This is a genomic window from Geomicrobium sp. JCM 19055 (genome assembly GCF_000698185.1).
In the GTDB taxonomy this organism is placed as follows: Bacteria; Bacillota; Bacilli; order Bacillales; family Marinococcaceae; genus Geomicrobium_A; species Geomicrobium_A sediminis.
In genome coordinates this window covers 13703-37205 of record NZ_BAXL01000034.1, presented here as the reverse complement: position 1 = coordinate 37205, position 23503 = coordinate 13703, and the positions used below count along the sequence as shown (strand labels likewise).

Sequence of the window (23503 nt, the reverse complement as noted above, 5' to 3'; positions counted from 1 at the left end):
CGATCCGGTCGTTTTCTCCCCATAAAAGAAGAACTGGCTTTTTTTATCGTATGCAGCGTCTCTCGGCTTAAATCACCTTCGCGCTGTCGGATGAACTTCGCGAGTGTACGGTACATCGCATCGTTCTCAAGCGGTCGGCCGTACTCTTGGATTTGCTCGTCAGTAATGGAACGCTTGTCGCTAATCACTTGTTGCAACACGTGATGGACGTCCCGCTCTCGAACATACTTCGATAAGTAATGGTGAAAGAACGGTAACGTACTCGCCGCTCGTAATTTGAGCGAGCTTTTCGCTAAATTGCCAGAGCTCGACAGTAATACCGCTTTTGATACTTCAGGCATCCATTGAACGAGGCGAAGCGCAATTTGACCACCCATTGAATGCCCAATAGCAATGACCTCATCGTCGTCTTCACTGTTCGCACGAATGACATCATGAACGGTCTTCGTATATTGTTCATACGAGTAGTAATAACGCACAGTCCGATTACTTAAGCCAAACCCAGGCAAATCTAGCGTCATAATATTGCCGTACTCATTCAAGTACGGAATAAGCCGCTTAAAGCTATACGACCAACTCATAAAACCGTGAATTAAAACGAAGTGACGATTCGCATGTTCTTTGGACGTAGACGGGTATACGTGCAAATTCACATCATCGTCAGTGAGCGGAAATCGATTAGCCCAATTCATATGGCGTCTCTTGATAGACATAATAGTTTAACCAATTCGAAAATAACAGATGTGAATGAGCCCTCCACAATAAAGGCGGCACGTTATCAAGGTCATCACTCGGAAAATAATCATCTGGTAGCTTCGTGTTTAACCCTTTTTCCACATCACGCAAATACTCCTCTTTTAACGTATCTGCATCGTATTCTCCGTGACCCGTCACAAACACTTGACTGCCGTCTCCATTCGAAATGAGGTAAACCCCCGCTTTCTCTGAGTCCGCTAAAATATGAAGCTGTTCGTGTCTCTCAAGTTCTGCCGTCGATGTGGTCGTATGTCTTGAATGAGGCACATAAAAAAATGTCGTCAAACCCACGTAACAGCGGATTGTTCTGAACGCGAATTCGATGTTTAAATACCCCGAACTGCTTTCGTTCCAGTGGGGTTTTATCAATGCCATAATGATGGAACATCGCCGCTTGTGCTCCCCAACAAATGTGAAGCGTTGACGTGACGTGCGTTTTGCTCCAATCCATCATCTCTGTTAATTCATCCCAATAGTTCACTTCTTTGAACGGTAATTTCTCAATTGGCGCTCCAGTAATAATCATTCCGTCAAAATAGTCGTCTTTAATCTCTTCAAACGTCTTGTAGAACGCCGATAAATGCTTCGTTGACGTGTTTTTAGACTGATGTGATGACGGATGTAAAAACGTAATTTCCACTTGTAGTGGCGAGTTCCCGAGCAAACGAAGCAATTGGGTTTCTGTCGTTTCTTTTATCGGCATTAAATTTAAGATAACGATATGAAGAGGACGAATGTCTTGTGCATACGCCCTCGCCTCGTTCATGACAAAGATATTCTCTTGTTGTAAGATTTCAGATGCAGGTAATTGATTTGGGATCTTAATAGGCATACGAACACTCAATCCTCTTTCTATACTCGATTGTCATGGTGCAAGATCTAAATCCCATACCCCTTGCTGACCCGTTGCATGATTTGAATAGACCCATTCAAACGATGACTCTACATCATTCACTGGATAAGCAAGCGTTCCTCTTCGTTGACCTCCTGGTCGGATTTGTCCTCCCATCAGTCGTTGGTCTCCAAATGATGAATCATGTTGATACTCATACCCTTCATCGTCAATGACCGAAGAGTTCATCGGAGCTAACTGGGTGTTTGTGTCCGATTCATTGAAAAATGAAACGTCCACGATCACATAATCTTCATCTTCCGTTTCTTCCAAGTAGGCTTCATGAATTGAAATGATAAAACTCCCTACTTGTGCTGTCTCTTCGGTTGTGAGTAGATTGTCATCTACTACTTGGTTAACCGTATTAGAGCTCGATCCATAAAACATTCCAGCCATAAAGCCTAAAATTAAAACGAGCCCCAAGAGCATCCAATACTTCCACCCCATCAAAGCAACTCCTATCCCAATGCGAACTTACAATTGTTTCCACCATATGTCTGTCGGTGTTACAGGACCTTGGCGTTTATGTTCTGTCTTTTTGTAGAGAGAAATGAGCTTCTCCTCTACGTCTTTTGTGACTGGTTTTCCTTCAAGGAAATCGTCAATCTGCTCATAGGTTAAACCGAGTGCTTCTTCGTCTGACAACCCTGGGCGATCGTCTTCAAGATCTGCCGTTGGCACTTTTTCATACGTTTCTTTCGGCGCATCTAACCATCGTAAAATGCTACGTCCTTGTCTTTTCGTTAAGCCGAACAACGGCGTCAAATCACACGCTCCATCTCCGAATTTCGTAAAGAACCCTGTGATTGCTTCTGCAGCATGATCCGTTCCAATGACGAGTAATTGATGCTCGCAGCGAAGTCATAATGCACTTTCATTCGCTCTCTCGCCTTTGTGTTTCCTTTAATAAAGTCACTCATCTTGTCGCCATTCGCTTCTTCAAACGCCGCAACCGAAGCATCGACCGCTTGCTTTACATTCACTGTTAACAGTTGATCTGGGTTGATGAACTCAACCGCGCGCACTGCATCATCTTCATCATGCTGAACACCATACGGTAACCGCAGTGCTAAAAACGTGTACGATTCATCTCCTGTTTCTTCACGCATTTCGCGAACGGCCTCTTGCGCCATCTTTCCGAGTAACGTCGAGTCTTGTCCTCCTGAAATGCCAAGAACAAAACCCTTCGTTCCCGTTTTAGTTAAGTAGTCTTTTACAAATTGCTTTCTTTTCGTATATTGTTCTTTCGGATCAATCGTAGATTCGACTTCTAAAGCTTGTTGAATGGACGCTTGGTTCAATTCACTCACCCTTTACGATGGTTTTGTATTTACGAAACGCTCATATTGCTCTATGAGTCCTTCACGTTCTAAGACGTGCTTTTGATGATCACCAAAAACGTCAAAATGTGATAATTCTCCCGTTCGTGCACCCACTCTGGACGAAAGCCGTAGCTCTTCCCCCATTGTAGCAATTTCTCAATGTCTGAACAGGCGACTTTGGTTACAGAATCGCACCCTGGGAAGCGTTCATCAACAGTAGTGCGTTAAGATACTAATCTCACCTTGTTTCGCTCGTTCTTTCCATTGCATCAGTTCTTGTTTGTTAATTCCAAATGCCACGCCTTCTCAACCTTTCACGTCCTACTTTGTTCTTTATATACAGCGTGCCAATCCGGTGCTGCTTTCTTAATTGAAACAGGACGGAAATCTTCCTTACGAACGACGACGTGAGTGGTTGTCCCATCTACACAGACTTCTCCGCTTTCATCCTTAATTTCGTAGCCATACGTGGCACGAATGCCTGTGTAAGACTCTAACCACGTCGCAACTGTTGCAACAGCTGGGTAACGAATCGCTTTTTTATAGGAAAGGTTCACTTCAGTCACAGGAGAAAGCAACCCTTCTGCTTCCATCTGCGCATAAGAGAAGCCAAATTTCTCAATTAAATCCGTTCGACCTATTTCACACCAAATCAAGTATTGTGAATGGTGAATGACACCCATTTGATCGGTTTCTGCGTATCGTGTTTGTACTGGTACTTCAGATTTTAACATGATCTACACCCTTATCCATAAAGTTCTATATTTTTCTAGCATATAAAATAACGATTACGCAATCAAGCACTAGCCATCAAAAAAAGCAGAAACTGCACAAATCAGAAGAAAAAAAGCCTTAAAAGAACGGGAATTTCCGTCTTTTAAGGCTTTTTAATGCTAAGCTTTACGCTTTGAATCCAGTTTGGCGTCGATTTTTTCTAATGCCTCACGGTCATTCATAATTTGTTCCCGATTCGTCCGAAGAAGTTCCTGGAAACGAGCTTTTTTAATACGTTTCATACACAAATCATCTCCTTTTCCACATTATGGGTAGAAGCGGACAATTTTATGCATCTTCTTTTGGGCTAATGTACCATTCATTGTTGCGATTGATCGTTAACAAGAAAATGTTGTCGGTCGAATCATAACCCTTTTTCTTCAATTGCTTATAAAATTTCTCCTCAGATAAATGCTCAGGAAGATTCTTTTCCTTGAGCGTACCATCAGAAATAATGACCGATGCATAGCCTTTATCTTTCATTGAAATGTTCATATCATCTGGGGTTAACTGGTCAAAACGCGCCTTTTTAATGACACTAACCTTCCCATTCTGCTCAAGCACGACCGTGTCGATCTCATTCAAATCTGAACTGCTCGCTTGCCGAAGTTCCATAAGTACTTGTTCAATCGTCATGTTCGCTTTTCTTAAGATCTTCTCATGAAACACACCGTCACTCGCTAGAATGTACGGCTCATCTTCAAGGAAGCGGCGAGACTTCTTCGGAAGCTTAAGCGCAATATACGATAGCGACCAATGCAACGCACCAATTGTTGCCGCTGCTAGAAACGGACCCCCAAGTTCACTATCCCCGGTCGCGAGTGGTTCACCTAGAATATCCCCGATGACAACACCAAATATAAAGTCCAACGGATCAACCGTCGCCATCGACCGCTGACCGAGCAATTTGATCATCGCAAAAATGTACACATATACGATCAACGCCCGAACCGCAAATCCGTATAGCGGTAACGACGAAGATCCTTCCCACAATTCCACTAGTTGATCCATTAACACCCCACCTTACACTTCCACTTTAACGTGCGCAATTGGAGCAGAATTATTCTCGGTGTGGCTGGTTGATGGCATGGGTTTGGGGAAAAAGCTTATTAAGGTACGTGAAATTGCGAGTTGGGATAAAGGCGCTGATCACTTAACCTACTTTATGTGAGTAGAGTTGAGCTCAAAACGGGAGCTTTCCCTTCTTCTGATCACATACTTTGTCATTCTGCTCACATAACCGACACTTTGTGAGCAGAACCCTGTTTATCGTGACGGTTTTCTCTCCGGCTGATCACAATCGTAGCCATTTCATCTTCGCACAACAAAAAAAGCACCCCAAGAAGGGGTGCTTTCTAATAGAAGCTTATTTCTTCGCTGCTTCTTTTAGCTTGCTACGTAGTACCATTGGTAGGATTCCACCGTGGCGGTAGTAGTCGATTTCAATTTCAGAGTCAAAGCGAACGATCGCTTCGAATGTTGTTGTTTTACCAGCTTCATCCGTTGCTGTTACAGAAATTGTATCACGTGGTGTTACGTCATCTGTAATGTTGATGCTGAACGTCTCTTTACCTGTTAGGCCGAGAGAGTCTGCACCTTCGCCTTTTTTTGAATTGAAGTGGTAGTACACCCATAAGGGCAAGGTTACTACGGTGGATACGCTCAAAGCTTTGCGCGATAACCATCTTGATGCCAAGAAGGTTTGTACCTTTCGCTGCCCAGTCACGTGAACTTCCCATTCCGTAGTCTTCACCAGCCATAACGACAAGACCAGTGTCATCTGCTTTGTACTTCATCGCAGCGTCATAGATCGCCATGACGTCACCTGTTGGCCAATACGTCGTATAGCCACCCTCAGTGCCTGGTGCCAATTGGTTCTTGATGCGGATGTTCGCAAATGTACCACGCATCATGACTTCATGGTTACCACGGCGTGAACCGTAAGAGTTGAATTCAGAAGGCTTAAGACCTTTTTCCATCAAATACTCACCGGCAGGGCTGTTCTTCGCAATTGAACCTGCTGGAGAAATGTGGTCTGTCGTAACAGAATCGCCGAACTTACCGATCGCACGAAGGTCTGTAAGTGGCTTAATGTCTTGTGGATCTTCAGACATGTTCTCAAAGAACGGTGGGTTTTGAATGTACGTAGACTCACTATCCCAGTTGTAAAGGTTCGCATTGTCTTTTGATTGTAATGCGTTCCAACGTTCGTTGTTGTCGAACACGTTCTCATACTCATCTTTGAACAATTTCGGAGAAACATTCTCACGGATGAACTGCTCGATTTCAGCTGATGATGGCCAAAGGTCGCTGAAATAAACGTCGTTTCCGTCGCTGTCTTTTCCGAAAGAATCTTTACGAAGGTCAAAGTTCACATTACCTGCAAGTGCGTAGGCAACAACGAGTGGCGGTGAAGCCAAGTAGTTGGCACGTACAAGTGGGTGAATACGTCCTTCAAAGTTACGGTTACCAGAAAGCACTGAAGAAACGAGAAGATCGTTATCTGCAATCGCTTGCTCAATTTCATCTGGAAGTGGACCACTGTTACCGATACATGTTGTACAACCGTACCCAACAAGGTTAAACCCAAGTTTGTCAAGGAAAGGCATTAGACCTGAATCCTCTAGGTAACGCGTAACAACTTTTGAACCTGGTGCAAGTGATGTTTTCACGTACTCAGGCACGTCAAGACCTTTTTCTACTGCTTTTTTTCGCAACAAGTCCAGCACCGATCATTACTGATGGGTTAGACGTGTTCGTACAGCTCGTAATCGCTGCAATTGTTACGGCACCCGTTGCAAGGTCAGACTTTTTGCCATTCGGGTGAGCAACTTCTACAGAGCGATCAAGCTCAGAGCTCTCAAGACCGAAACCGTGGTTGCCTGCTGGTGCAGTAACCGCTTTTTCAAATGCAGACTTCATGTTGTCAAGTTCAATCATGTCTTGTGGACGTTTTGGACCTGCTAATGAAGGCTCGATTGTGCTCATGTCAAGTTTTACAACTTGCGTGTATGTCGCTCCTCAGCGTCTGGAGTGAAGTACATGCCGTTTGCTTTCGTGTAAGCTTCAACAACAGCGATTTGTTCTTCAGAACGACCTGTTAGGCGCATGTAGTTCAATGCTTCTTCGTCAACAGGGAAGAAACCACATGTTGCACCGTATTCTGGTGCCATGTTTGAGATTGTCGCACGATCAGCAAGTGACATGCCTGAAAGTCCTGGTCCGAAGAACTCAACGAACTTACCAACAACGTTCTTCGAACGAAGAAGTTGTGTCACTTTAAGTGCTAAGTCAGTTGCAGTTGCGCCATCTGGAAGGCTTCCTTCAAGACGTACACCGACAACTTCTGGTGCTGGGAAGTATGAAGGTTGTTGAAGCATTCCTGCTTCCGCTTCAATACCACCAACGCCCCAACCAAGAACGCCAATACCGTTGATCATCGTCGTATGAGAGTCAGTACCGACGAGTGTATCAGGGAACGTAACACGCTCACCTTCAGCATTTTCGTTCACGTGAACGACGTTCGCTAAGTACTCTAAGTTCACTTGGTGAACGATTCCTGTTGCTGGTGGAACAGCACTGTAATTTTCAAATGCTTTTGTCGCCCAGCTTAATAATTTGTAACGCTCTTCGTTACGTTCGAACTCAAGGTTCATGTTCTTCATAAGTGAATCACTTGTACCGAACTTGTCAACTTGTACAGAGTGGTCAACGACGAGGTCCGCTGGAATCGCTGGATCGATTGATTCAGGATCACCACCGAAGTCTGCAATCGCTTTACGTAGTGACGCTAAGTCTACGACTGCTGGAACACCTGTAAAGTCTTGTAAAATAACACGTGAAGGTTTAAATGGCACATCTTCGCTGCCACCGTCTTTTTTTGCCCCACTTCGCAAGGCTTTCTACGTGCTCAGGCTTAATCACCTTTCCGTCTTGCTGTCTTAATAAAGATTCCAATAATACTTTAATAGAATATGGAAGTTTCGATACGTCTGCGACGTTGTTTAGTGATTTTAAATCATAATAAACGTATGATTTACCATTAACGTCGAATGTTTGTTTGGCTTGATAGAGATCGTTTGTTTTACTCATCAAATCCCTCCCTTTACTCCTATCATATAATACGTTCGCTAATTTGTCGAAACTAAAAGTGCAAAAATCGTCATCCCTTGTTCAACTTTTTTTTCTTATATGCTATGATAAGAATTGATTATACGACTGAGGTGAACGACGTGTTAGAAAATCTATTTATGTGGTTTATCGTTTTTTTGGGGCGTCTTTATGATCGTTTTTATGTTCATCGGTGGGTTCTTCATGTTTCGAAAGTTTTTGAAGCGTCTTCCGAAAGAAGACGGCAACTCGGTTCTCGATTGGCAAGACTATTATCTTGAGAAAACGAGACACCTTTGGACGAAGCAACAGAGCGATTTGCTCGAAGAATTAATCTCCCCGGTTCCCGATCTGTTTAAAGACGTGGCACGTGAGAAGATCGCAGGGAAAATCGGCGAACTTGCGCTAGAACAGAAAGCAAATAGCATATCAGAAGACTTGCTCATACGCGGATACATTTTAGCAACACCAAAACGTGATCATAAGTTTCTACGACGGAAACTTGATGAGAAGAACATGAGCTACGAACAATACGAACATCTTCTTTCTTAAAAAAAACTCACAGAGAACTGTGAGTTTTTGTTATGTGCGTTCGCCTTTCATCGACAAATTCCAAAGTGTGCCGTCACGTGTTGCTTTTCGGTGAATCTTCTTAAACGAATGGAGCATTGCGATTCGCCACGGTAAAATCATCCCAAAAGCAAGTAAGAAAAACATTCCTGCTAGTTGCGGCAAAACAACTTGCTCGCCGAGGATCAACTTCACGATTACTCTAGCAATTAATAAACCTACAAGTAAGTAGATAAACATCTTCGAACGTTCCATATAAATCTCACCTTCACGAATGTGAAAATTCGACGTTCGAATTAAAAAATACGAACAAATCACACCCGTAATTAACGGCCCGAAGATTTGTAACGTTTCAAGTCGCGCCGGTTCATAGACGAACATCAAAAACCCTGTGCTCATCATGATTGGCGGGATGATAATCTTCTTTACAGAAGCAGGTCTTTTAATTGCTTTCAGACGAATCATAATGACGGCTGAACTCATAAGAACTGCCATAATTGTCGTTAAGAGCAACAGCGTCGATTCTGTCATGACTTTGCTCTCCTTCCACTATGTACCCTTATGCACCTATCATACACTGATTCTCTCTAATCATGCAAAATTCGCAGAGAAATGATAAAACACCTCAAGTGTTGGAGGTGTTTGTTGTTACTTTTTATTGCTAACGTCTTGCTGCTTTTGCATAGCTTTCATCATTTGATTGATTTTCTTTTGCGATGGGTTCTGTCCCATTTGCATCATCATGACGCGTAGCATTTGCTCATTAATCGGTGGATTCTTCTTCATGTAATTCATCATTGTTTTACGTGCGATGAAAAAGCCTAATGCAACCCCACCTAATAAAGCAGCAAGCGCAATTAACACGACCCAAATAGTGCTCAAATCATTTCCTCCTTACCCTTTTCCATAAGCAGTATCTAATAAAAACAGATGTTTGTCCTAAACAAACACCATCATTATACCGTAAGTTACTACTTATGAAAAGTCCAGAACCACTCAGATTAAGAGGGATTTGAATTTAACCGGCTTTAGCCAGCCATACTTTTCCCGCTGAACGTCACACGCAAAAAAAAGTACGGATCAAGTGATTGCAACGTATCAAACCACGGCCACTCATCATCAAGTCCTTCTTCGCTCCAAAGCTGAATGCGCTGCTCACTAATCGACATTTTCATTTCTTGATTGTGCTCAATGAAAATTACTTTACCACCAGCAATTTTCTTCTTATGAAAAGGTAACTGTTCCGTTATTTCGTCCATCGATAACGGTCGACAAATGTAATCAATTTGTTTTTTTTGACGATCTCATACAACGGCTTTACCGTCTCGTATTCTTTAAAAAGACGAAATAGCTTGTCTTCTGCACGTACAAAAGAGTTCGCATATTCTGTTTTTAATAAGTAAATGTCATAACGATGCATACTGAGACCGCCTCCTTCTTGTTTCCCATATCATACCAAACAAAAGGTAAAAAACGTGTCGTTCTATGCAAGTCTTTCCTTCTAATGTCGTCAGATCGTTCGATTATTTGTAACAATGACGCCCCTAGTCGAAAACAAAGAGCAGAGACTGTACGTAGCCCCTGCTCTTCGCGGTATTATTTTAGAACGTTTGTGACAGTGCTCACGACATTGTCGACGTTAAATCCGAATTTCTCCATGACGAGATCTCCAGGTGCAGACGCGCCAAACGTATCAATTCCAATGGATGCGCCAGTGCGGCCTGTGTAACGTTCCCAACCAAACGTTGTACCTGCTTCAATGGAAACAACAGGAACGTCTAATGGCAATACTTCTTCTTTATAAGATGTTGATTGCTTCTCAAACCACTCTTGACTCGGCATGCTTACGACACGAGCTTCAATGCCCTTTTCATGAAGTGCTTTCTTCGAATCAAGTGCAAGCGACACTTCAGAACCTGTCGCAAGTAGTGTAACGTCAGGTGAACCACTATCACTTAAGACGTACGCTCCCTTTTTCACTTGCTCATATGCTGCGTCCGCATCAATCATCGTTGGCAATCCTTGACGCGTAAGAATAAGTGCTGTTGGGTGGTCTTTCGCTTCAAGCGCCAACTTCCAAGCAGCTGTCGTTTCATTCGCGTCCGCCGGACGAATAACCGCCAAGTTCGGAATCATGCGAAGTGAGCCCGTTTGTTCAACCGGTTCGTGCGTTGGACCATCTTCACCAACTGCAATGCTGTCATGTGTAAACACGTACGTTGCAGGTACATTCATAAGTGCAGACAGACGAATCGCAGGTCTCATGTAATCAGAGAAGACGAGGAACGTCGCCCCATATGCATGTAAACCACCGTGAAGCATAATTCCGTTTACCGCTGCAGCGGTCGCAAATTCACGAACACCGAACCAGACGTTACGGCCAGAACGGTTTTCCTTCGTAAAGTCTTCATGAGCATTCATGAGTGTGTTGTTCGAAGAAGCAAGGTCCGCAGAACCACCGAAGAACCCGTTCACTTCTTCAGAAAGTGCTTGGATGACATCCCCTGATGCTTTACGCGTCGCCAGCTTATCTTCTCCAACGGTGTATTTCGGAAGCTTTTGAAGATCAGCGACGTTCCACTCACGGTCAAACGCACGGTTAAGTTCCGCCGCAAGTTCAGGATGAGCGCTTTCATAAGAAGCGAACACGTCTTGCCACGCTTTATGAGTAGCGGCTCCTTCTTCTTCCTTCTCACTAAAGAAACTACGTACTTCATCTGGCACGTGGAATTCTTCATGATCCACTTGTAGCTCTCTTTAATGAGTGTTGATTCGTCGGCGCCCATCGGCTTACCGTGCGCTTCGTTCGTACCTGCACGGTTCGGAGAACCAAAACCAATAACCGTCTTAATCTCGATCATACTCGGACGTGGATCTTCTTTCGCTGCTTGAATGGCAGCGTCGATCGCATCTACATCGTTACCGTCTTCAACAAGAATTGTATGCCAACCGTATGCGTCATAACGCTTTAATACATCTTCTGAGAATGAACGGTTCAAGTCACCGTCTAATGAAATGTCGTTCGAATCGTACATCACGATCAACTTGCCTAACCCTAAATGTCCAGCAAGTGACGCTGATTCAGAAGCAACACCTTCCATAATGTCCCCATCGCCACATAACGCGTACGTATAATGATCAAAAAGCGTATGATCAGCATTGTTGTACGTGCTTGCTAGATGCGTCTCAGCCATTGCCATACCGACACTCATCGCAAGACCTTGACCGAGTGGTCCAGTCGTTGCATCCACTCCAGGCGTGTGACCGAACTCTGGGTGACCTGGTGTTTTACTTCCCCATTGACGGAAGTTCTTCAATTCTTCCATGGAAAGCTCATAGCCACTTAAATGCAATAAACTATATAGAAGCATCGAACCATGTCCTGCTGACAACACGAAACGGTCACGGTTCCACCAATCCGGTTGCTTCGGATTGTGATTAAGGTGTCTTGTCCATAAAGCAAACGCCATTGGCGCAGCTCCCATCGGCAATCCTGGATGTCCAGAATTCGCACGATTAATGCTATCAATTGATAGCGTACGGATCGTATTGATTGCTTTCTCTTCCACTCTGTTCAAGGTGATTCATCCTCTCAATTCAACCTAAATAGTCTACACCCTTTATGATAAACGGTTTCACGAGGCAAAACAACCTTAATGACGAACAGACAAAGGGAATGTACGTTCGGTTATTAGGTGAATAAAAAACCTGGAAAAGTACGTCCAGGCAAGCGGTGCCATTCCTGCATTAATAAGAACGCTTAGGACTTATGCAATCGACTTCTTCGGGAGTTACATCTTGTCCGTCTTCGTTTACGAGTGTGACCGATTGTAATTGATTGCGGAATGTATTCCGTAAATTGTCGAAATACTCCACTCGTAATGATTGCTGCTCTTCGATTTCTCTACTCGTCAGACCAATCGTTCTTGAGCGCTTTGCAAGTTCATTCATTCGATCAATTCTCTCTTGTGACTTCAACGTGAATCCCTCCCTTATCAAGAGATCGTACTACTTAAGCGTACACGATTGTATGCGCTTGCTCAAGGCAACAGCAGAATTGCTTAACATAGACCTATATCGATAATCCGTACAACTTACACAAATCTATAGAACTTATTCCCTTACAAACCCAATGATAAACCTATAATTATGAATATTCAGATGTAAGCTGAATTAATCATTAAACTTCATATTAAAAACCTATGTTCGCAACTGTTAACATGGCGATAACAGCAACAAAGAATAATACTAAAATTGCCCACTCTTCAATTGATGTTCTTCTTATAAAGCTTTGCATTCTCTTCACAATTCTCATCTCCCCAAAACGTTTGTTCGTATATCGACTATAACTAAGAACGAACGTTCGTGTCAAGAGGAAAAATAGAACGGATGTTTGCAAACACATGTTTTGTATGCTATATTCTACATAGTAAAAATTTAGAAATTGTGAGGTGAACGACGGTGTCAAAATTGTCTCCACGCCAGGAGAAGATTCTTACGTACATTAAATCCAATGTTAAAGCGAAAGGGTATCCCCCATCAGTTCGAGAAATCGGGGAAGCCGTTGGACTTGCCTCAAGCTCGACCGTTCACGGACATCTTGCTCGCTTAGAGAAAAAAAAGGCTTTATTCGACGCGATCCTACAAAACCGAGAGCAATCGAAGTGTTGCACCTCGATGCACAAAATGAAACGAATGCAACGCAGTCCTCATCTTATACACAAGGCGAAGTACCGGCGCCAACTTCTTACGTACCGATGATCGGGAAAGTAACGGCCGGACAACCAATTACTGCTGTTGAGAATATTGAAGAATACATTCCATTGCCTGAATCTTATGTCGGTCATGACCAAGTGTTCATGCTTACGATTGTTGGAGAAAGTATGATTAATGCCGGCATTCTCGACGGCGACCGCGTCATCGTTCGCCAACAACGCACCGCAGAGAACGGCGACATCGTTGTTGCTATGACCGAAGACCAAGAAGCAACGGTGAAACGCTTCTTTAATGAAGGAAATCATATCCGTCTTCAACCAGAAAACGATTCAATGGAACCAATTTTATTAACCAACTGCCAAATTCTCGGCAAAGTCACTGGTGTACTTCGTACAATCCATTAAAATCTGTGGTTATCACAGATTTTTATTATTAGTTTACATAATATATTTATGGTTACTATTTATTTTTTAACAATAAAAAAAACGCTACAAAAAAACTGTAGCGCTCTTTCTCCTTACTTGCAGTGGGTAAGCTGCAAGCGAAGAAGTTTGGACTTCCTTTACTATATCCCTCACAAATGACTACGACAATCGGTTTTACAATCAATTAACAAACAATTCATACACCATTTACGATCTAATACACTAACATAGAATTGGCTCAATGAATAAAGACCGTATTAGTACGAAGGTTTACCTGACGTTTTGTGGAATGGAGGCTGCATCGGTCTTTTTCAATGACTAATACACTGTCGTAATAACTCATTGAATACGCGGACTTCGTAAAATCATTCACCTGCAACCGCTCGTCTTCAGAATGCCACGCATTCAGTTCATCGATCCGTTTCTTCGAATACTCAATAAACGTGTTCGCCTTCTCATAGCCACCAGCATAATAGCTCATGTAACTCGTATGCAAATCCTCGATAAGAAAAACACCATTCTCTGAAAGCAACGGAAACATCTCTTCAAACGTTATAATCTGCTGGTCCATCGAGTGCCCACCATCATCGATGATAATGTCAAACGTCGGCAACGTTGGCTTAATCGACTTCCAAAACTCACGGTCGCCTTGGTCACCGATTAATACTTGCACTCGGTCTTCTTCAAACGACTTACATGTTGGATTGATATCCAAGCCGTAAATGTTCGCCCCTTTTCCAAAATAGTCCTTCCACATCTGAAGCGATCCACCGTGAAAGACACCAATCTCCATTACATTCACATCTGTATCAACAAAGCGCTCAAAATGCCGCTCGTAAATATCGAAATAGTGATCCCATTTGTGAATTAAGCGGTCATTATTGTTTTCAAAGTACTCGCGAAGCTTGTTCATTACAACACCCCTAGGCCTACTGTGTAGGGTATATGTATATGGCAAGGGGTTGGGAATGTTGCTTAAGTGAAGATCTAAATATAGCATTTTAATAAGTCGGATTAAAGTCTAAATGTTTTGGTTAAAATCACCATTTTAAACTTTATTCATTATCAGTTAACCAGTAACCTAACTTTGTAAAGCGCATAGATAGGTTATATACTTAACTGTACTATTTCTGTAATAATGGTTTTGAAAGGTCTAACTTTTCCACAAAACCTATGAGTATAGGATAGACGTTGTCTCCCCCTTCTGTTAGACCTTCTTGATTACACCTGTTTATGATTAGTTTTTAGCATTTAGTTAACAAAAAGCAAACTAGCACATAAATAGATATACCTTCGATCCTTCACAGTGATTTGCTAAATTCTCATTTAATCTAAACTTAGCAGCAAGATGTCTCAACAACATATTAGCGAAAACCTAATATCCATTTTTTTTCTTCCTCTTACAAGACGAAACTAATCAGCTTGGAATGAGCTATTTTCAAAAAAAATTATGTTTATTCTTTCGGATTTAATCATTCGAGTATATTGATATGGTATTATATATTTAGCTTTACAATTTATTTAAAAAGGGGAATTGGCCTTGTCTGAAGAAGCTTGGGTTGTTTCAGAGGAAGATACAGAAGATACGCTAGAAGATTATGTTTTTGGTGAGTATGATATAACTTCATCACCGAATGATTTTAATATATTGACACTCTACAATTTTTTTAGAATCAGGTGTTGTCAAAATACCTTCATTCCAAAGAAATTATGTATGGGATATTGGTAGAGCTTCAAAACTTATTGAATCATTAATCATCGGTCTACCAATCCGCAAATATTTCTTTATGAAGAGACTCGTAATAAGTTCCTTGTAATTGATGGTCAACAAAGATTAATGACTATTTATTATTTTGTCAAACAAAGATTTCCTAGAAAAGACAAAAGAGGAGAATTAGCTAGGATTTTTGATGAAGAAGGTAAAATTCCCGACGAAATTTTAGAAGACTCTGATTTTTTTAGACCTTTTAAATTAAAATTACCAAGTAACACTGAAAGAATAAATAAATTACATAACCTAAATTATGAAATGCTAGAAGAATATAAGACAAGTTTTGATCTCCGTACAGTTCGTAATATGATTATTAAACAAAACCACCCCTCTGAAGATGACTCATCAATTTATGAGATATTTAATCGTTTGAATTCAGGTGGCTTAAACCTAAAACCACAAGAAATAAGATCCAGTTTATACCAATCACATTTTGATAACATGTTAAAGAAAATTAATTTAGATCCGAGATGGAGATCGCTGATTGGGCAAGAAAATCCTGATTTAAGGCTAAAAGATATTGAAATTCTATTACGTGCTTTTGCTATGTTGTATAAAGGTGACCAGTACAAATCACCGATGATTAAATTTTTAAATCAATTTGCAAGCAAAGGAAGAGGTTTTACAAAAGAAGAAGTACTTTACTTGCAAGAGTTATTTTTATCTTTTCTAGATCAATGCACTCATCTTGATGATGATATCTTCTTAAATTCTCAACGAAAGTTCAATATTTCTGTTTTCGAGTCTGTTTTTAATGCCACTAGCGCTCCCTATCTAGAAAAACAAAGTATAGTGACGAAACCAATTGATAACGATGCTATTAATAGATTAAAACAGGATCCCGCATTCATTAATGCTACTCAATCCGCTACCGCAAGTAAAGATAAAGTTCAAGATCGCTTGTTAATGGCTAGAGATATAATAGGACATTCCTAAGGGGTGATCTAAAATTGAATACAATTATTGATATACAATATAATGAGAATAAGGAAGTCCTGGATTTTCTTGAAAGTCAAGAAGAAATATCATATAAAAACGACATAGATAATAAATTAAAAAAAATATTACTTTTATCTGTTGCAAGTTATTTTGAAAAGGAAATTACTGACTTAGTGGTCTCATTCATATCGGCTAAATCGGAGAAGAACGATTTAATTATTTCTTTTGTAAACAATAAAGCAGTAACAAGACAATACCATAGTTATTTTGACTGGCGTGGAAATAATGCAAATCAGTTCTTCGGTTTATTTGGGTCTGAATTCAAACAAAATATCACACTAGAAATTAAAGAAAAGGAATTAGAACCCTCAATTAAATCATTTTTAGAGATTGGAAATCTGAGGAACAATATGGTTCATCAAAATACAGGAACATATACTATTGAGAAAACAACATATGAAATTTATGAATCTTATAAAAGCTCATTACCTTTTTTTAGATTTCCTTAAAGAAAAATTTCAAGCTTAATAAGTTGATATTTTTCTGAGACCATCTATAGTCTCTTTTCTTAGTTATGATTTTAAACAAATATGATTAGAAGAATATTGTTATGAACGAATGAATAACCTTTATTTGTATAGATCATAGTTTCTCTTTCCACTTCTAGGTTTTATTAACTTCAACATTTTGTAATTAGTTTTTAACAATCTCGTTTACAAACAAATGTAAGTGTCCTAGATATGCTCTCTCCAAAGTAGACACTTAAAAAAAGTGAAAATTTTGGAGGGTTTTGTCTAGTGAATTTGATGATTTTAGAAGAATTTCTTTAGAAACGGACTAAGACTATCCCTACAAGTGACTGAAACGTATCAACTCCTCATCATTAACGCAACATTTTTCTCTAGACTTTTTTTTCCTCACGCTTGGCTCGTTCATAGTGCGTGATCGCTTCTAAAAACTCGACATAGGTCCATGACGTTTGTACGGCTACTCGGAGTAGCCAGGGGAATTCTTCTGCGGTTTCGGCTAAGCGTATGAGTACGGCAAAGGATATTTACCGCTAGTGCAATCTTTTGAACCACTTTGTGCATGAGAATGTACCACTCCCTGCAACCTCGTTTTACCATTCAGGAAATTGAAAGCCCGAAACAGCTTTATGAAGCGTATTCCAGGCCTGATTTTCAAAACATGAAACCAGTGATTGTTTTAAGGTTTCAATATCCTTCGAGCGATCACAAGTATGTGACCGATTTTGAATGAGTTTTCCTTTTTCTAAGCTAAAGGTGTGCTCGGCCAGCGGTTCACGGCATGCCGGTTTTCGGATAACAAGCATCTGTTGTTCCTTACCTGAAACATCAATCACCACGTTATTTTTGGTGTTCGGTTGATAAGTCACGAGGGGGACGGAATACGATTGAATTGATATTGAATCGTTTTGTCCTTGCATACACTTCTTGTTATACTTTGATAACTGGTCCTTTCAACTGAAAGGACCGAAGAGACGGGTTGTAAGTGTTGCTTTTCGAGGAGAAACACTTCTTACAGTCTTTTTTTCATTGTCTGGGAACCTGATGGTTACCTGTAAATGCAAGCCATTGAAGTTCGCTCATTCCACTCTTCGATGTCGCGAAAAACGCGGCTGTCTGCGAGTTGCCCTTGATATATTTCACAACATTCTCGATCATGCCTTTGGGTTCTGGGTTGACTTTTCGGCACAAACGAATGTGGCATTTGCGCTCATTCACATACTTTTAAAAGTCAGCTGTTAATAGGAGCTGCCCTGCATTTTCACTCACTGTGAGTAATTGATCTTTATCATAGTCAATTTCGTTGGGTCCTCCACCAAAAATTTGAAAAGCATGTTCATGACAACTAATCGCATCTTTGGTCGAGAATAGATACGCCTGCCATTCCATATATTTATGCCTCGAGTGTGCAAGTATAAAAGCGATAAAGTAGACTTCTTCTCTATTGTTTAAAGTTTTCTGTTTGGTTGCACTCCAGTCGATTTGAAGTTGTTTGCCAATCGATTGTTAAGGGAACGTTTCGTAATGACGAAAGACGACTGTTTTCTCAATGATAGACTTCACGTATCTCTTTCACATACGATCGAACCGTCCTTCCACCCACAGATAGGTTGGGATACCTTTCTAAAAGCCAATCATGAATTTAAGCACTACTCAGATAAGGATATTCCTCAAGCCAGGTAAGAATCCAGTATTCATAGGGATCCAGTTATCGCTTCCCTGAATATCGATTGGTGTATGCACAAGCCTCATCAAATGTCATGTCTAAATACCTATAGACCGTTGGTCTTGAAACCTTCAATTCTTTTGAGATTTGAGCGACTTTGAATTTCCGTTTATGTATTTTATCAATCTTCACATACAAAACAACTTTCTCCTTCAAAACCCCAACCTCCAGTGTAATTACATAACGATCTATTCTACTAAAGTATTCGGTTGATTGAGCAAAAGTTAAAGTCAGATTAAGCAAAAACTGTCTATTTTATTCTAACGTTTAAAGGAGCTCGAACAAGTTATTAATATGTACATAAATTTCTACAACGAAGACCGAATCACATTAAAAAAGGCATAGCTCAAGAAGAACTATGCCATGCCTACGTACTTTATTTATTTCCCTGTCTACTTGAAAGGGGCAATTCAACGCGCGCACCTATTCTCAAATTGTTTTTTTACGAAGGAATATCTTATAATTTTGTTAAGTTTTTATTGCCAAATAAAACACCGCAAAAGAGAGTTTTAACTCTAACTTTAGCGGTGCGACACCAAGACGAAGTTTTTTTAATTTATTATTGAAGAAGTTGAAGAACAGATTGTGGTTGTTGATTTGCTTGTGCAAGCATTGATTGAGAAGCTTGAGAAAGAATGTTGTTCTTTGTGAACTCCATCATTTCACGAGCCATATCAACGTCACGGATACGTGATTCTGCAGCTTGAAGATTCTCAGAAGCATTATCTAAATTAGAGATTGTGTGCTCTAAACGGTTTTGGATAGCTCCTAGATAGGATCTCTGTCCAGATACTTGATTAATTGCTTCGTTAATAGCGTTGATTGCTTCATCTGCATTCTCTTGTGTAGATACATCAATTCCACCTTGACCAACTACTGATATTGTTTCAGCACTTACAGCTTCAACATCTAGAGGAGTCCCTTGTTCCCAATCTACTTGTTCATCATCTAGTTCTAATGCACCGGGACTATACCAATCATCCCATTTTGTACTGCAAATACGTCACCATCAGCATCTAATAAAACAGTTCCAGAAAATTCTTCATTTCCTACTTCATAAGTGTGATCCTCTGCTAAAGTATATACTGTATTGTTGTGGGTAAATTCTGTTTCACTTACAGTGGTAGTTACTTCTAAGGAATCAGCTCCAGGACTGCCGATAAGTAAACCTTCTTCATTTACTTCGACGTCAGAGGGAGCAAACCATTCCCCGTCAGATCCACCGATTTGAACTGCAACAATATCATCGCTGCTATTACGAAGTACAGTTTGTCCTTCAACACCTTCTACTGTTGCAGTAGAGGTATTGCTGATATCAAAATCAGCTTCTCCAGCTACACCCAAATTAAAAGAGTTTAAGTTACCAATCTGAACGTCAATACTTTGTCCAGAATTAGCACCGATATGGAATTTTCCTTCAAAAGAGCCATCTAATAGATTTTTGTTGTTGAATTCTGTATTTCCAGCAATACGATCTAACTCTTCTGCTAGCGCGTTTACTTCTTCTTGAATCGCTTCACGATCGACATCATCATGGTTAGTGTCATTTGATGCTTGTACAGCTAATTCACGCATTCTTTGAAGAATACTATGAGATTCATCAAGTGCACCTTCAGCGGTTTGGATTAATGAAATACCGTCTTGAGCATTACGACTAGCTTGATCGAGACCATTAATTTGTGCACGCATCTTTTCAGAGATTGAAAGACCAGCTGCATCATCACCCGCACGGTTAATACGTAGTCCTGAAGAAAGTTTCTCCATAGAGTTTTGCATTTGGTTCTGGTTCACGCCGAGTTGGCGGTGAGCGTTCATTGCGCTCATGTTGTTGTTGATAATCATACTTGTCACGTCCTTATAATGTTGTTTAGGTAGCATCCATTCTACCTATTTGAATGACATCCTTGTCATCCTTACATGGTTTATATCGGACGTTTGTGACGGTTGTTAATAGATTTCTAAAACTTTTTTTTAGGAATTTAGTCCAAAATGGTTTCACTTCGTCTATTTCAACTGTTTTAAAGTTGTGTGGACGCATATTTCGCACTTAACACCGATTAATGATAAAGAACAGCAATCCTGATAACAGATAGACGATGTTTATTAGCATCCATTCACCAACCAACGTTCCTGTTATCAGCAACGACATTAGCAAACCCATCACAATACTTATTCCTGAAAAAATCAATATTCCATATAAGACATTGATTTTGTTTTTTTAAAAGTGTGTAAACCATTAAACAAACACGATCACACTACTATAAAGAGCACTCGTGATACTAACAATAACATTCACAGTAATTCCTCCTTTTAAAAGTCGGACTACTTATTACAAACCATAGTATTATTATAAACCGTTCGTGCACTGTAGGTGATGAGGTTACGCGCTGTGGTAATCAAACTCTTAAACTTCTAGAATTTGAATAGACACATTATTGAAGAATAAAATAACCATAAAGATAAGTTCTCAGGACCGAGAATAAATACAAATTAAAAAAATTGTCCCTTTACTAAAAAAATGAATATTTAAATTACGGAAATCATATAATAAATCTTTATTGCCATCATATTATAGTGAAGGAGGGTGCCGTCTAACACCCTAGTGGGATATAGATGCTGCATGACCCTCCGCTATAAATTTAATATAAGCATAATCTCCTCTCTTTTGTGCTGACATTTACCAAAACTTTTGGTTAAGCTATCCATACAGAGTAATTGCGTTGAGAGTCACCATTTCAGCAAGTTCGTTCCCTTACCTTATGTATACCTCCTTAAGAACTTGTACATAATTTAACTACAGCAGTCCTTTGTTTTGTTCTCGCATTAACCTTGACACGTCCCTTTATGGGGCGTGCTTTTTTGTGTTATTAAAATTTCTTTTTGCATATGGCATTAGGATTATATGTAACCTTCTCCTTATTTGCGCATTCGCTCCAAATGCGCTTTTTTTGTGTAAAAAAAACACCCCGCACGGTTAATTGCGGGGTGATCACTCGACCATTGCGAGCAAATAATGGAACCTCAATCATAGCACTAATTATCTATAATATTAATACTTAATAGCTAGCAACTATTTCCATTTTTCTTTTTGATGTACACAACTACACAACAAAGATAGTACATCAGCTGTATCAATGCATGTACCATTTTTCATCAGTAACAGTTTCAAACTGAGTAATTTATATGAATTTTATCTTAGTGGTACGAACCCCACATATCTTCAATATGCTCAATCAACTTAACACGTTTCTCATAAGCTAAATCGTACTGCTTAAAAACATAAACACCATCAGACACACTCACATTCACAGCTTTTCTAATGTCTCTCTCGGAGTATATTAATCGGACACTGCCGTTATTGTCGTCGACTTTGTTTAATTCCTGAATTGTTATATATTCCATTTGTAAACCCTCCATGTTAAATGTACTAACAATACTTTAACACGTAAACGCCTAACATTGTAAAAGTTCACAGAAATGAAAAATAATTATTACTCTTCTATGATCTTCAACTTGATACCCTCTTCATTATCGAAGGCAAATAAAAAAGCCCTATCCCTCTCAGGATAAGGCTTTCTAGCTCTTAGTAAGAACTCATATACTGCTCGCGCTCCCACGGGTGCACTTGCGTGCGGAACATATCCCATTCGATCTCTTTCGCTTCAACAAAGTGTTCCATTGCGTGTTCGCCTAGGCTTCTACGAGGACTTTGTCAGCTTTGAGTTCGTCTACGGCACCTTTGAGGCTACCTGGTAGGGCTTCGATTCCTTCTTCTTGTAACTCTTCTTCGCTCATGATGTAGATGTTGCGGTCTGTTTCTTCAGGAGCTTGAAGCTTGCGCTTGATTCCGTCAAGGCCAGATGCAAGAAGCGCTGCCATCGCAAGGTATGGGTTCGCTGCTGGGTCTGGGCTACGTACTTCGATCCGCGTGCTCGCCTTACGTGAAGACGGGATTCGTACGAGTGGGCTACGGTTTCTTAGTGACCAAGCGATGTAAACCGGTGCTTCGTAACCTGGTACAAGGCGCTTGTACGAGTTAACGATTGGGTTTGTGATCGCTGTAAATGCTTTCGCATGGTCTAAGATTCCAGCTAGGAAGTGCATTGCTGTTTCGCTAAGCTGAGACTTTGTGCTTTCGTCGTAGAATGCGTTCTTGTCGCCTTTGAATAGGGACATGTTACAGTGCATTCCTGAACCGTTCACACCAAAGAGTGGTTTTGGCATGAATGTCGCGTGAAGACCGTGCTTTCTAGCAATTGTCTTAACGGCTAATTTAAACGTTTGGATGTTATCACATGTTGTGATCGCATCTGCGTATTTGAAGTCAATTTCGTGTTGTCCTGGCGCTACCTCATGGTGAGATGCTTCGATTTCGAAGTCCATTTTCATGAGTTCAAGAACGATGTCACGACGCAGTTTTCGCCTAAGTCCGTTGGTGCAAGGTCGAAGTAACCACCTTTGTCGTTTAGTTCCATTGTTGGTTCGCCTTTTTCGTCGTTCTTGAAAAGGAAGAATTCTGGCTCTGGTCCAATGTTGAAGTCGGTGAAGCCCATTTCTTCAGCTTCTTTAAGTACTCGCTTCAAAATGCCGCGCGGGTCGCCTGCAAATGGTGTTGGTGCTTCGCCTGGCTCGCTCGGCTCGTAAATGTCACAAATTAAGCGTGCGACTTTGCCTTTATCTGGCGTCCAAGGGAATACAACCCACGTATCAAGATCTGGGTATAGGTACATGTCTGACTCTTCAATACGTACGAAACCTTCAATTGAAGAACCGTCAAACATCATTTCATTGTCTAAGGCTTTCTCTAATTGATCAACAGGGATCTCTACGTTCTTGATCGTTCCTTGAAGATCCGTGAATTGTAAACGGATGAATACGACATCTTCTTCTTGTGCAAGTCTTGTAATATCTTCGCGCGTATACTTTGCCATGTGTCTTTATTCCCCTTTTCATTTAATAATGCAAAGCCTTAAAG

At 40.7% G+C, this 23503-nt stretch carries 20 protein-coding genes and 9 pseudogenes; 6 read left to right on the top strand and 23 right to left on the bottom strand.

Annotation, left to right across the window (positions count from 1 at the left end):
- The 10 genes and pseudogenes from JCM19055_RS21445 to acnA all read right to left on the bottom strand — a co-directional run.
- Nucleotides 1-692, bottom strand: a 692-nt coding sequence (locus tag JCM19055_RS21445) for an alpha/beta fold hydrolase (protein WP_052366645.1), incomplete at its 3' end; no start/stop codon positions are given.
- Entirely contained in the window at nucleotides 679-1047 is a 369-nt protein-coding gene (locus JCM19055_RS30745; protein ID WP_265182449.1) for a homoserine O-succinyltransferase, read from the bottom strand. The genes JCM19055_RS30745 and JCM19055_RS21445, both read right to left, overlap by 14 nt.
- The gene (locus JCM19055_RS30740; protein WP_265182448.1) at nucleotides 980-1600 is read right to left on the bottom strand and encodes a homoserine O-succinyltransferase; all 621 of its coding nucleotides are present in this window, start codon (nucleotides 1598-1600) and stop codon (nucleotides 980-982) included. Before JCM19055_RS30740 ends, JCM19055_RS30745 begins: the two co-directional genes overlap by 68 nt.
- A gap of 21 nt (nucleotides 1601-1621) precedes the next feature.
- Nucleotides 1622-2095, bottom strand: coding sequence for a DUF4352 domain-containing protein (locus tag JCM19055_RS21435; protein ID WP_042361249.1), 474 nt, complete (start codon nucleotides 2093-2095; stop codon nucleotides 1622-1624).
- Between the two features lie 27 nt (nucleotides 2096-2122).
- Nucleotides 2123-2949: pseudogene (gene nadE / locus JCM19055_RS21430) on the bottom strand (ammonia-dependent NAD(+) synthetase).
- 12 nt (nucleotides 2950-2961) lie between these two features.
- Complete coding sequence (locus JCM19055_RS32470) at nucleotides 2962-3114, bottom strand: hypothetical protein (RefSeq protein WP_370543266.1); 153 nt, start codon at nucleotides 3112-3114, stop codon at nucleotides 2962-2964.
- Nucleotides 3115-3284: 170 nt separating this feature from the next.
- On the bottom strand, nucleotides 3285-3704 hold the full coding sequence (locus JCM19055_RS21420; protein WP_042361247.1) for a thioesterase family protein: 420 nt from the start codon (nucleotides 3702-3704) through the stop codon (nucleotides 3285-3287).
- A 159-nt stretch (nucleotides 3705-3863) separates the two neighbouring features.
- Nucleotides 3864-3986: an FbpB family small basic protein gene (locus JCM19055_RS25965; protein WP_081831795.1), complete on the bottom strand. Its 123-nt coding sequence runs from the start codon at nucleotides 3984-3986 to the stop codon at nucleotides 3864-3866.
- A 46-nt stretch (nucleotides 3987-4032) separates the two neighbouring features.
- Nucleotides 4033-4755, bottom strand: a complete 723-nt coding sequence (locus JCM19055_RS21415) for a DUF421 domain-containing protein (protein WP_042361245.1) — start codon at nucleotides 4753-4755, stop codon at nucleotides 4033-4035.
- Nucleotides 4756-5110: 355 nt separating this feature from the next.
- Nucleotides 5111-7836, bottom strand: a pseudogene (acnA, locus tag JCM19055_RS21410) (aconitate hydratase AcnA).
- A 140-nt stretch (nucleotides 7837-7976) separates the two neighbouring features.
- Here acnA and JCM19055_RS21405 point away from each other — a divergent pair.
- Nucleotides 7977-8406 (top strand): annotated as a pseudogene (locus tag JCM19055_RS21405) (DUF2621 family protein).
- A 30-nt stretch (nucleotides 8407-8436) separates the two neighbouring features.
- Here JCM19055_RS21405 and JCM19055_RS21400 read toward each other — a convergent pair.
- The 7 genes and pseudogenes from JCM19055_RS21400 to JCM19055_RS30735 all read right to left on the bottom strand — a co-directional run bounded on the left by JCM19055_RS21400 (nucleotide 8437) and on the right by JCM19055_RS30735 (nucleotide 12796).
- On the bottom strand, nucleotides 8437-8955 hold the full coding sequence (locus JCM19055_RS21400) for a CcdC family protein (RefSeq protein WP_042361242.1): 519 nt from the start codon (nucleotides 8953-8955) through the stop codon (nucleotides 8437-8439).
- Between the two features lie 117 nt (nucleotides 8956-9072).
- The gene (locus JCM19055_RS21395; protein WP_042361241.1) at nucleotides 9073-9306 is read right to left on the bottom strand and encodes a YneF family protein; all 234 of its coding nucleotides are present in this window, start codon (nucleotides 9304-9306) and stop codon (nucleotides 9073-9075) included.
- A gap of 146 nt (nucleotides 9307-9452) precedes the next feature.
- The gene (locus JCM19055_RS21390; RefSeq protein WP_042361240.1) at nucleotides 9453-9683 is read right to left on the bottom strand and encodes a hypothetical protein; all 231 of its coding nucleotides are present in this window, start codon (nucleotides 9681-9683) and stop codon (nucleotides 9453-9455) included.
- Complete coding sequence (gene sirA, locus JCM19055_RS27785) at nucleotides 9671-9844, bottom strand: sporulation inhibitor of replication protein SirA (RefSeq protein ID WP_193745543.1); 174 nt, start codon at nucleotides 9842-9844, stop codon at nucleotides 9671-9673. Before sirA ends, JCM19055_RS21390 begins: the two co-directional genes overlap by 13 nt.
- Nucleotides 9845-10020: 176 nt before the next feature.
- Nucleotides 10021-12008, bottom strand: a pseudogene (tkt, locus tag JCM19055_RS21385) (transketolase).
- A gap of 163 nt (nucleotides 12009-12171) precedes the next feature.
- On the bottom strand, nucleotides 12172-12402 hold the full coding sequence (locus JCM19055_RS21380; RefSeq protein ID WP_052366644.1) for a DUF896 domain-containing protein: 231 nt from the start codon (nucleotides 12400-12402) through the stop codon (nucleotides 12172-12174).
- Between the two features lie 214 nt (nucleotides 12403-12616).
- On the bottom strand, nucleotides 12617-12796 hold the full coding sequence (locus JCM19055_RS30735; RefSeq protein ID WP_265182447.1) for a hypothetical protein: 180 nt from the start codon (nucleotides 12794-12796) through the stop codon (nucleotides 12617-12619).
- Between the two features lie 89 nt (nucleotides 12797-12885).
- Between JCM19055_RS30735 and lexA the strand changes: the two are divergent.
- Nucleotides 12886-13544: pseudogene (lexA, locus tag JCM19055_RS21375) on the top strand (transcriptional repressor LexA).
- Nucleotides 13545-13803: 259 nt separating this feature from the next.
- Here the strand turns inward: lexA and JCM19055_RS21370 are convergent.
- Complete coding sequence (locus JCM19055_RS21370; protein WP_052366643.1) at nucleotides 13804-14478, bottom strand: class I SAM-dependent methyltransferase; 675 nt, start codon at nucleotides 14476-14478, stop codon at nucleotides 13804-13806.
- A gap of 627 nt (nucleotides 14479-15105) precedes the next feature.
- On the opposite strand from JCM19055_RS21370, the gene JCM19055_RS30730 reads away from it, so the two are divergent.
- From JCM19055_RS30730 to JCM19055_RS21360, 3 genes and pseudogenes are all read left to right on the top strand, one after another.
- A complete protein-coding gene (locus tag JCM19055_RS30730; protein WP_265182446.1) occupies nucleotides 15106-15294 on the top strand; it encodes a hypothetical protein in 189 nt (62 codons plus the stop codon).
- Nucleotides 15227-16272 (top strand): annotated as a pseudogene (locus tag JCM19055_RS21365) (DUF262 domain-containing protein). The gene JCM19055_RS30730 and the pseudogene JCM19055_RS21365 overlap by 68 nt, the downstream one beginning before the upstream one ends.
- A gap of 14 nt (nucleotides 16273-16286) precedes the next feature.
- Nucleotides 16287-16784, top strand: coding sequence for a HEPN domain-containing protein (locus tag JCM19055_RS21360; protein WP_042361239.1), 498 nt, complete (start codon nucleotides 16287-16289; stop codon nucleotides 16782-16784).
- Between the two features lie 665 nt (nucleotides 16785-17449).
- Here the strand turns inward: JCM19055_RS21360 and JCM19055_RS30725 are convergent.
- Nucleotides 17450-18684, bottom strand: a pseudogene (locus JCM19055_RS30725) (transposase); the annotation flags it as partial.
- A gap of 117 nt (nucleotides 18685-18801) precedes the next feature.
- On the opposite strand from JCM19055_RS30725, the pseudogene JCM19055_RS32465 reads away from it, so the two are divergent.
- Nucleotides 18802-18873: pseudogene (locus tag JCM19055_RS32465) on the top strand (hypothetical protein); the annotation flags it as partial.
- Between the two features lie 214 nt (nucleotides 18874-19087).
- Here the strand turns inward: JCM19055_RS32465 and JCM19055_RS30720 are convergent.
- From JCM19055_RS30720 to glnA, 4 genes and pseudogenes are all read right to left on the bottom strand, one after another.
- The gene (locus tag JCM19055_RS30720) at nucleotides 19088-19291 is read right to left on the bottom strand and encodes a flagellin (RefSeq protein ID WP_370543267.1); all 204 of its coding nucleotides are present in this window, start codon (nucleotides 19289-19291) and stop codon (nucleotides 19088-19090) included.
- Between the two features lie 191 nt (nucleotides 19292-19482).
- Nucleotides 19483-20370 (bottom strand): hypothetical protein, encoded by an 888-nt coding sequence (locus JCM19055_RS25955; RefSeq protein WP_081833886.1) that lies wholly within the window; start codon nucleotides 20368-20370, stop codon nucleotides 19483-19485.
- A gap of 1353 nt (nucleotides 20371-21723) precedes the next feature.
- Nucleotides 21724-21930, bottom strand: a complete 207-nt coding sequence (locus tag JCM19055_RS21340) for a hypothetical protein (protein WP_042361238.1) — start codon at nucleotides 21928-21930, stop codon at nucleotides 21724-21726.
- Between the two features lie 181 nt (nucleotides 21931-22111).
- A pseudogene (glnA, locus tag JCM19055_RS21335) lies at nucleotides 22112-23459 on the bottom strand (type I glutamate--ammonia ligase).
- Nucleotides 23460-23503: the final 44 nt, after the last annotated feature.

Bases quoted from the DNA above. Each gene is read 5' to 3' on its own strand.
- JCM19055_RS21415 (WP_042361245.1), bottom strand. From the start codon at position 4,755: ATGGATCAACTAGTGGAATTGTGGGAAGGATCTTCGTCGTTACCGCTA.
- sirA (WP_193745543.1), bottom strand. From the start codon at position 9,844: ATGCATCGTTATGACATTTACTTATTAAAAACAGAATATGCGAACTCT.
- JCM19055_RS32470 (WP_370543266.1), bottom strand. From the start codon at position 3,114: ATGGGGGAAGAGCTACGGCTTTCGTCCAGAGTGGGTGCACGAACGGGA.
- JCM19055_RS21420 (WP_042361247.1), bottom strand. From the start codon at position 3,704: ATGTTAAAATCTGAAGTACCAGTACAAACACGATACGCAGAAACCGAT.
- JCM19055_RS25955 (WP_081833886.1), bottom strand. From the start codon at position 20,370: ATGATTATCAACAACAACATGAGCGCAATGAACGCTCACCGCCAACTC.
- JCM19055_RS21390 (WP_042361240.1), bottom strand. From the start codon at position 9,683: ATGGACGAAATAACGGAACAGTTACCTTTTCATAAGAAGAAAATTGCT.
- JCM19055_RS21435 (WP_042361249.1), bottom strand. From the start codon at position 2,095: ATGGGGTGGAAGTATTGGATGCTCTTGGGGCTCGTTTTAATTTTAGGC.
- JCM19055_RS21340 (WP_042361238.1), bottom strand. From the start codon at position 21,930: ATGGAATATATAACAATTCAGGAATTAAACAAAGTCGACGACAATAAC.
- JCM19055_RS25965 (WP_081831795.1), bottom strand. From the start codon at position 3,986: ATGAAACGTATTAAAAAAGCTCGTTTCCAGGAACTTCTTCGGACGAAT.
- JCM19055_RS21400 (WP_042361242.1), bottom strand. From the start codon at position 8,955: ATGACAGAATCGACGCTGTTGCTCTTAACGACAATTATGGCAGTTCTT.
- JCM19055_RS21370 (WP_052366643.1), bottom strand. From the start codon at position 14,478: ATGAACAAGCTTCGCGAGTACTTTGAAAACAATAATGACCGCTTAATT.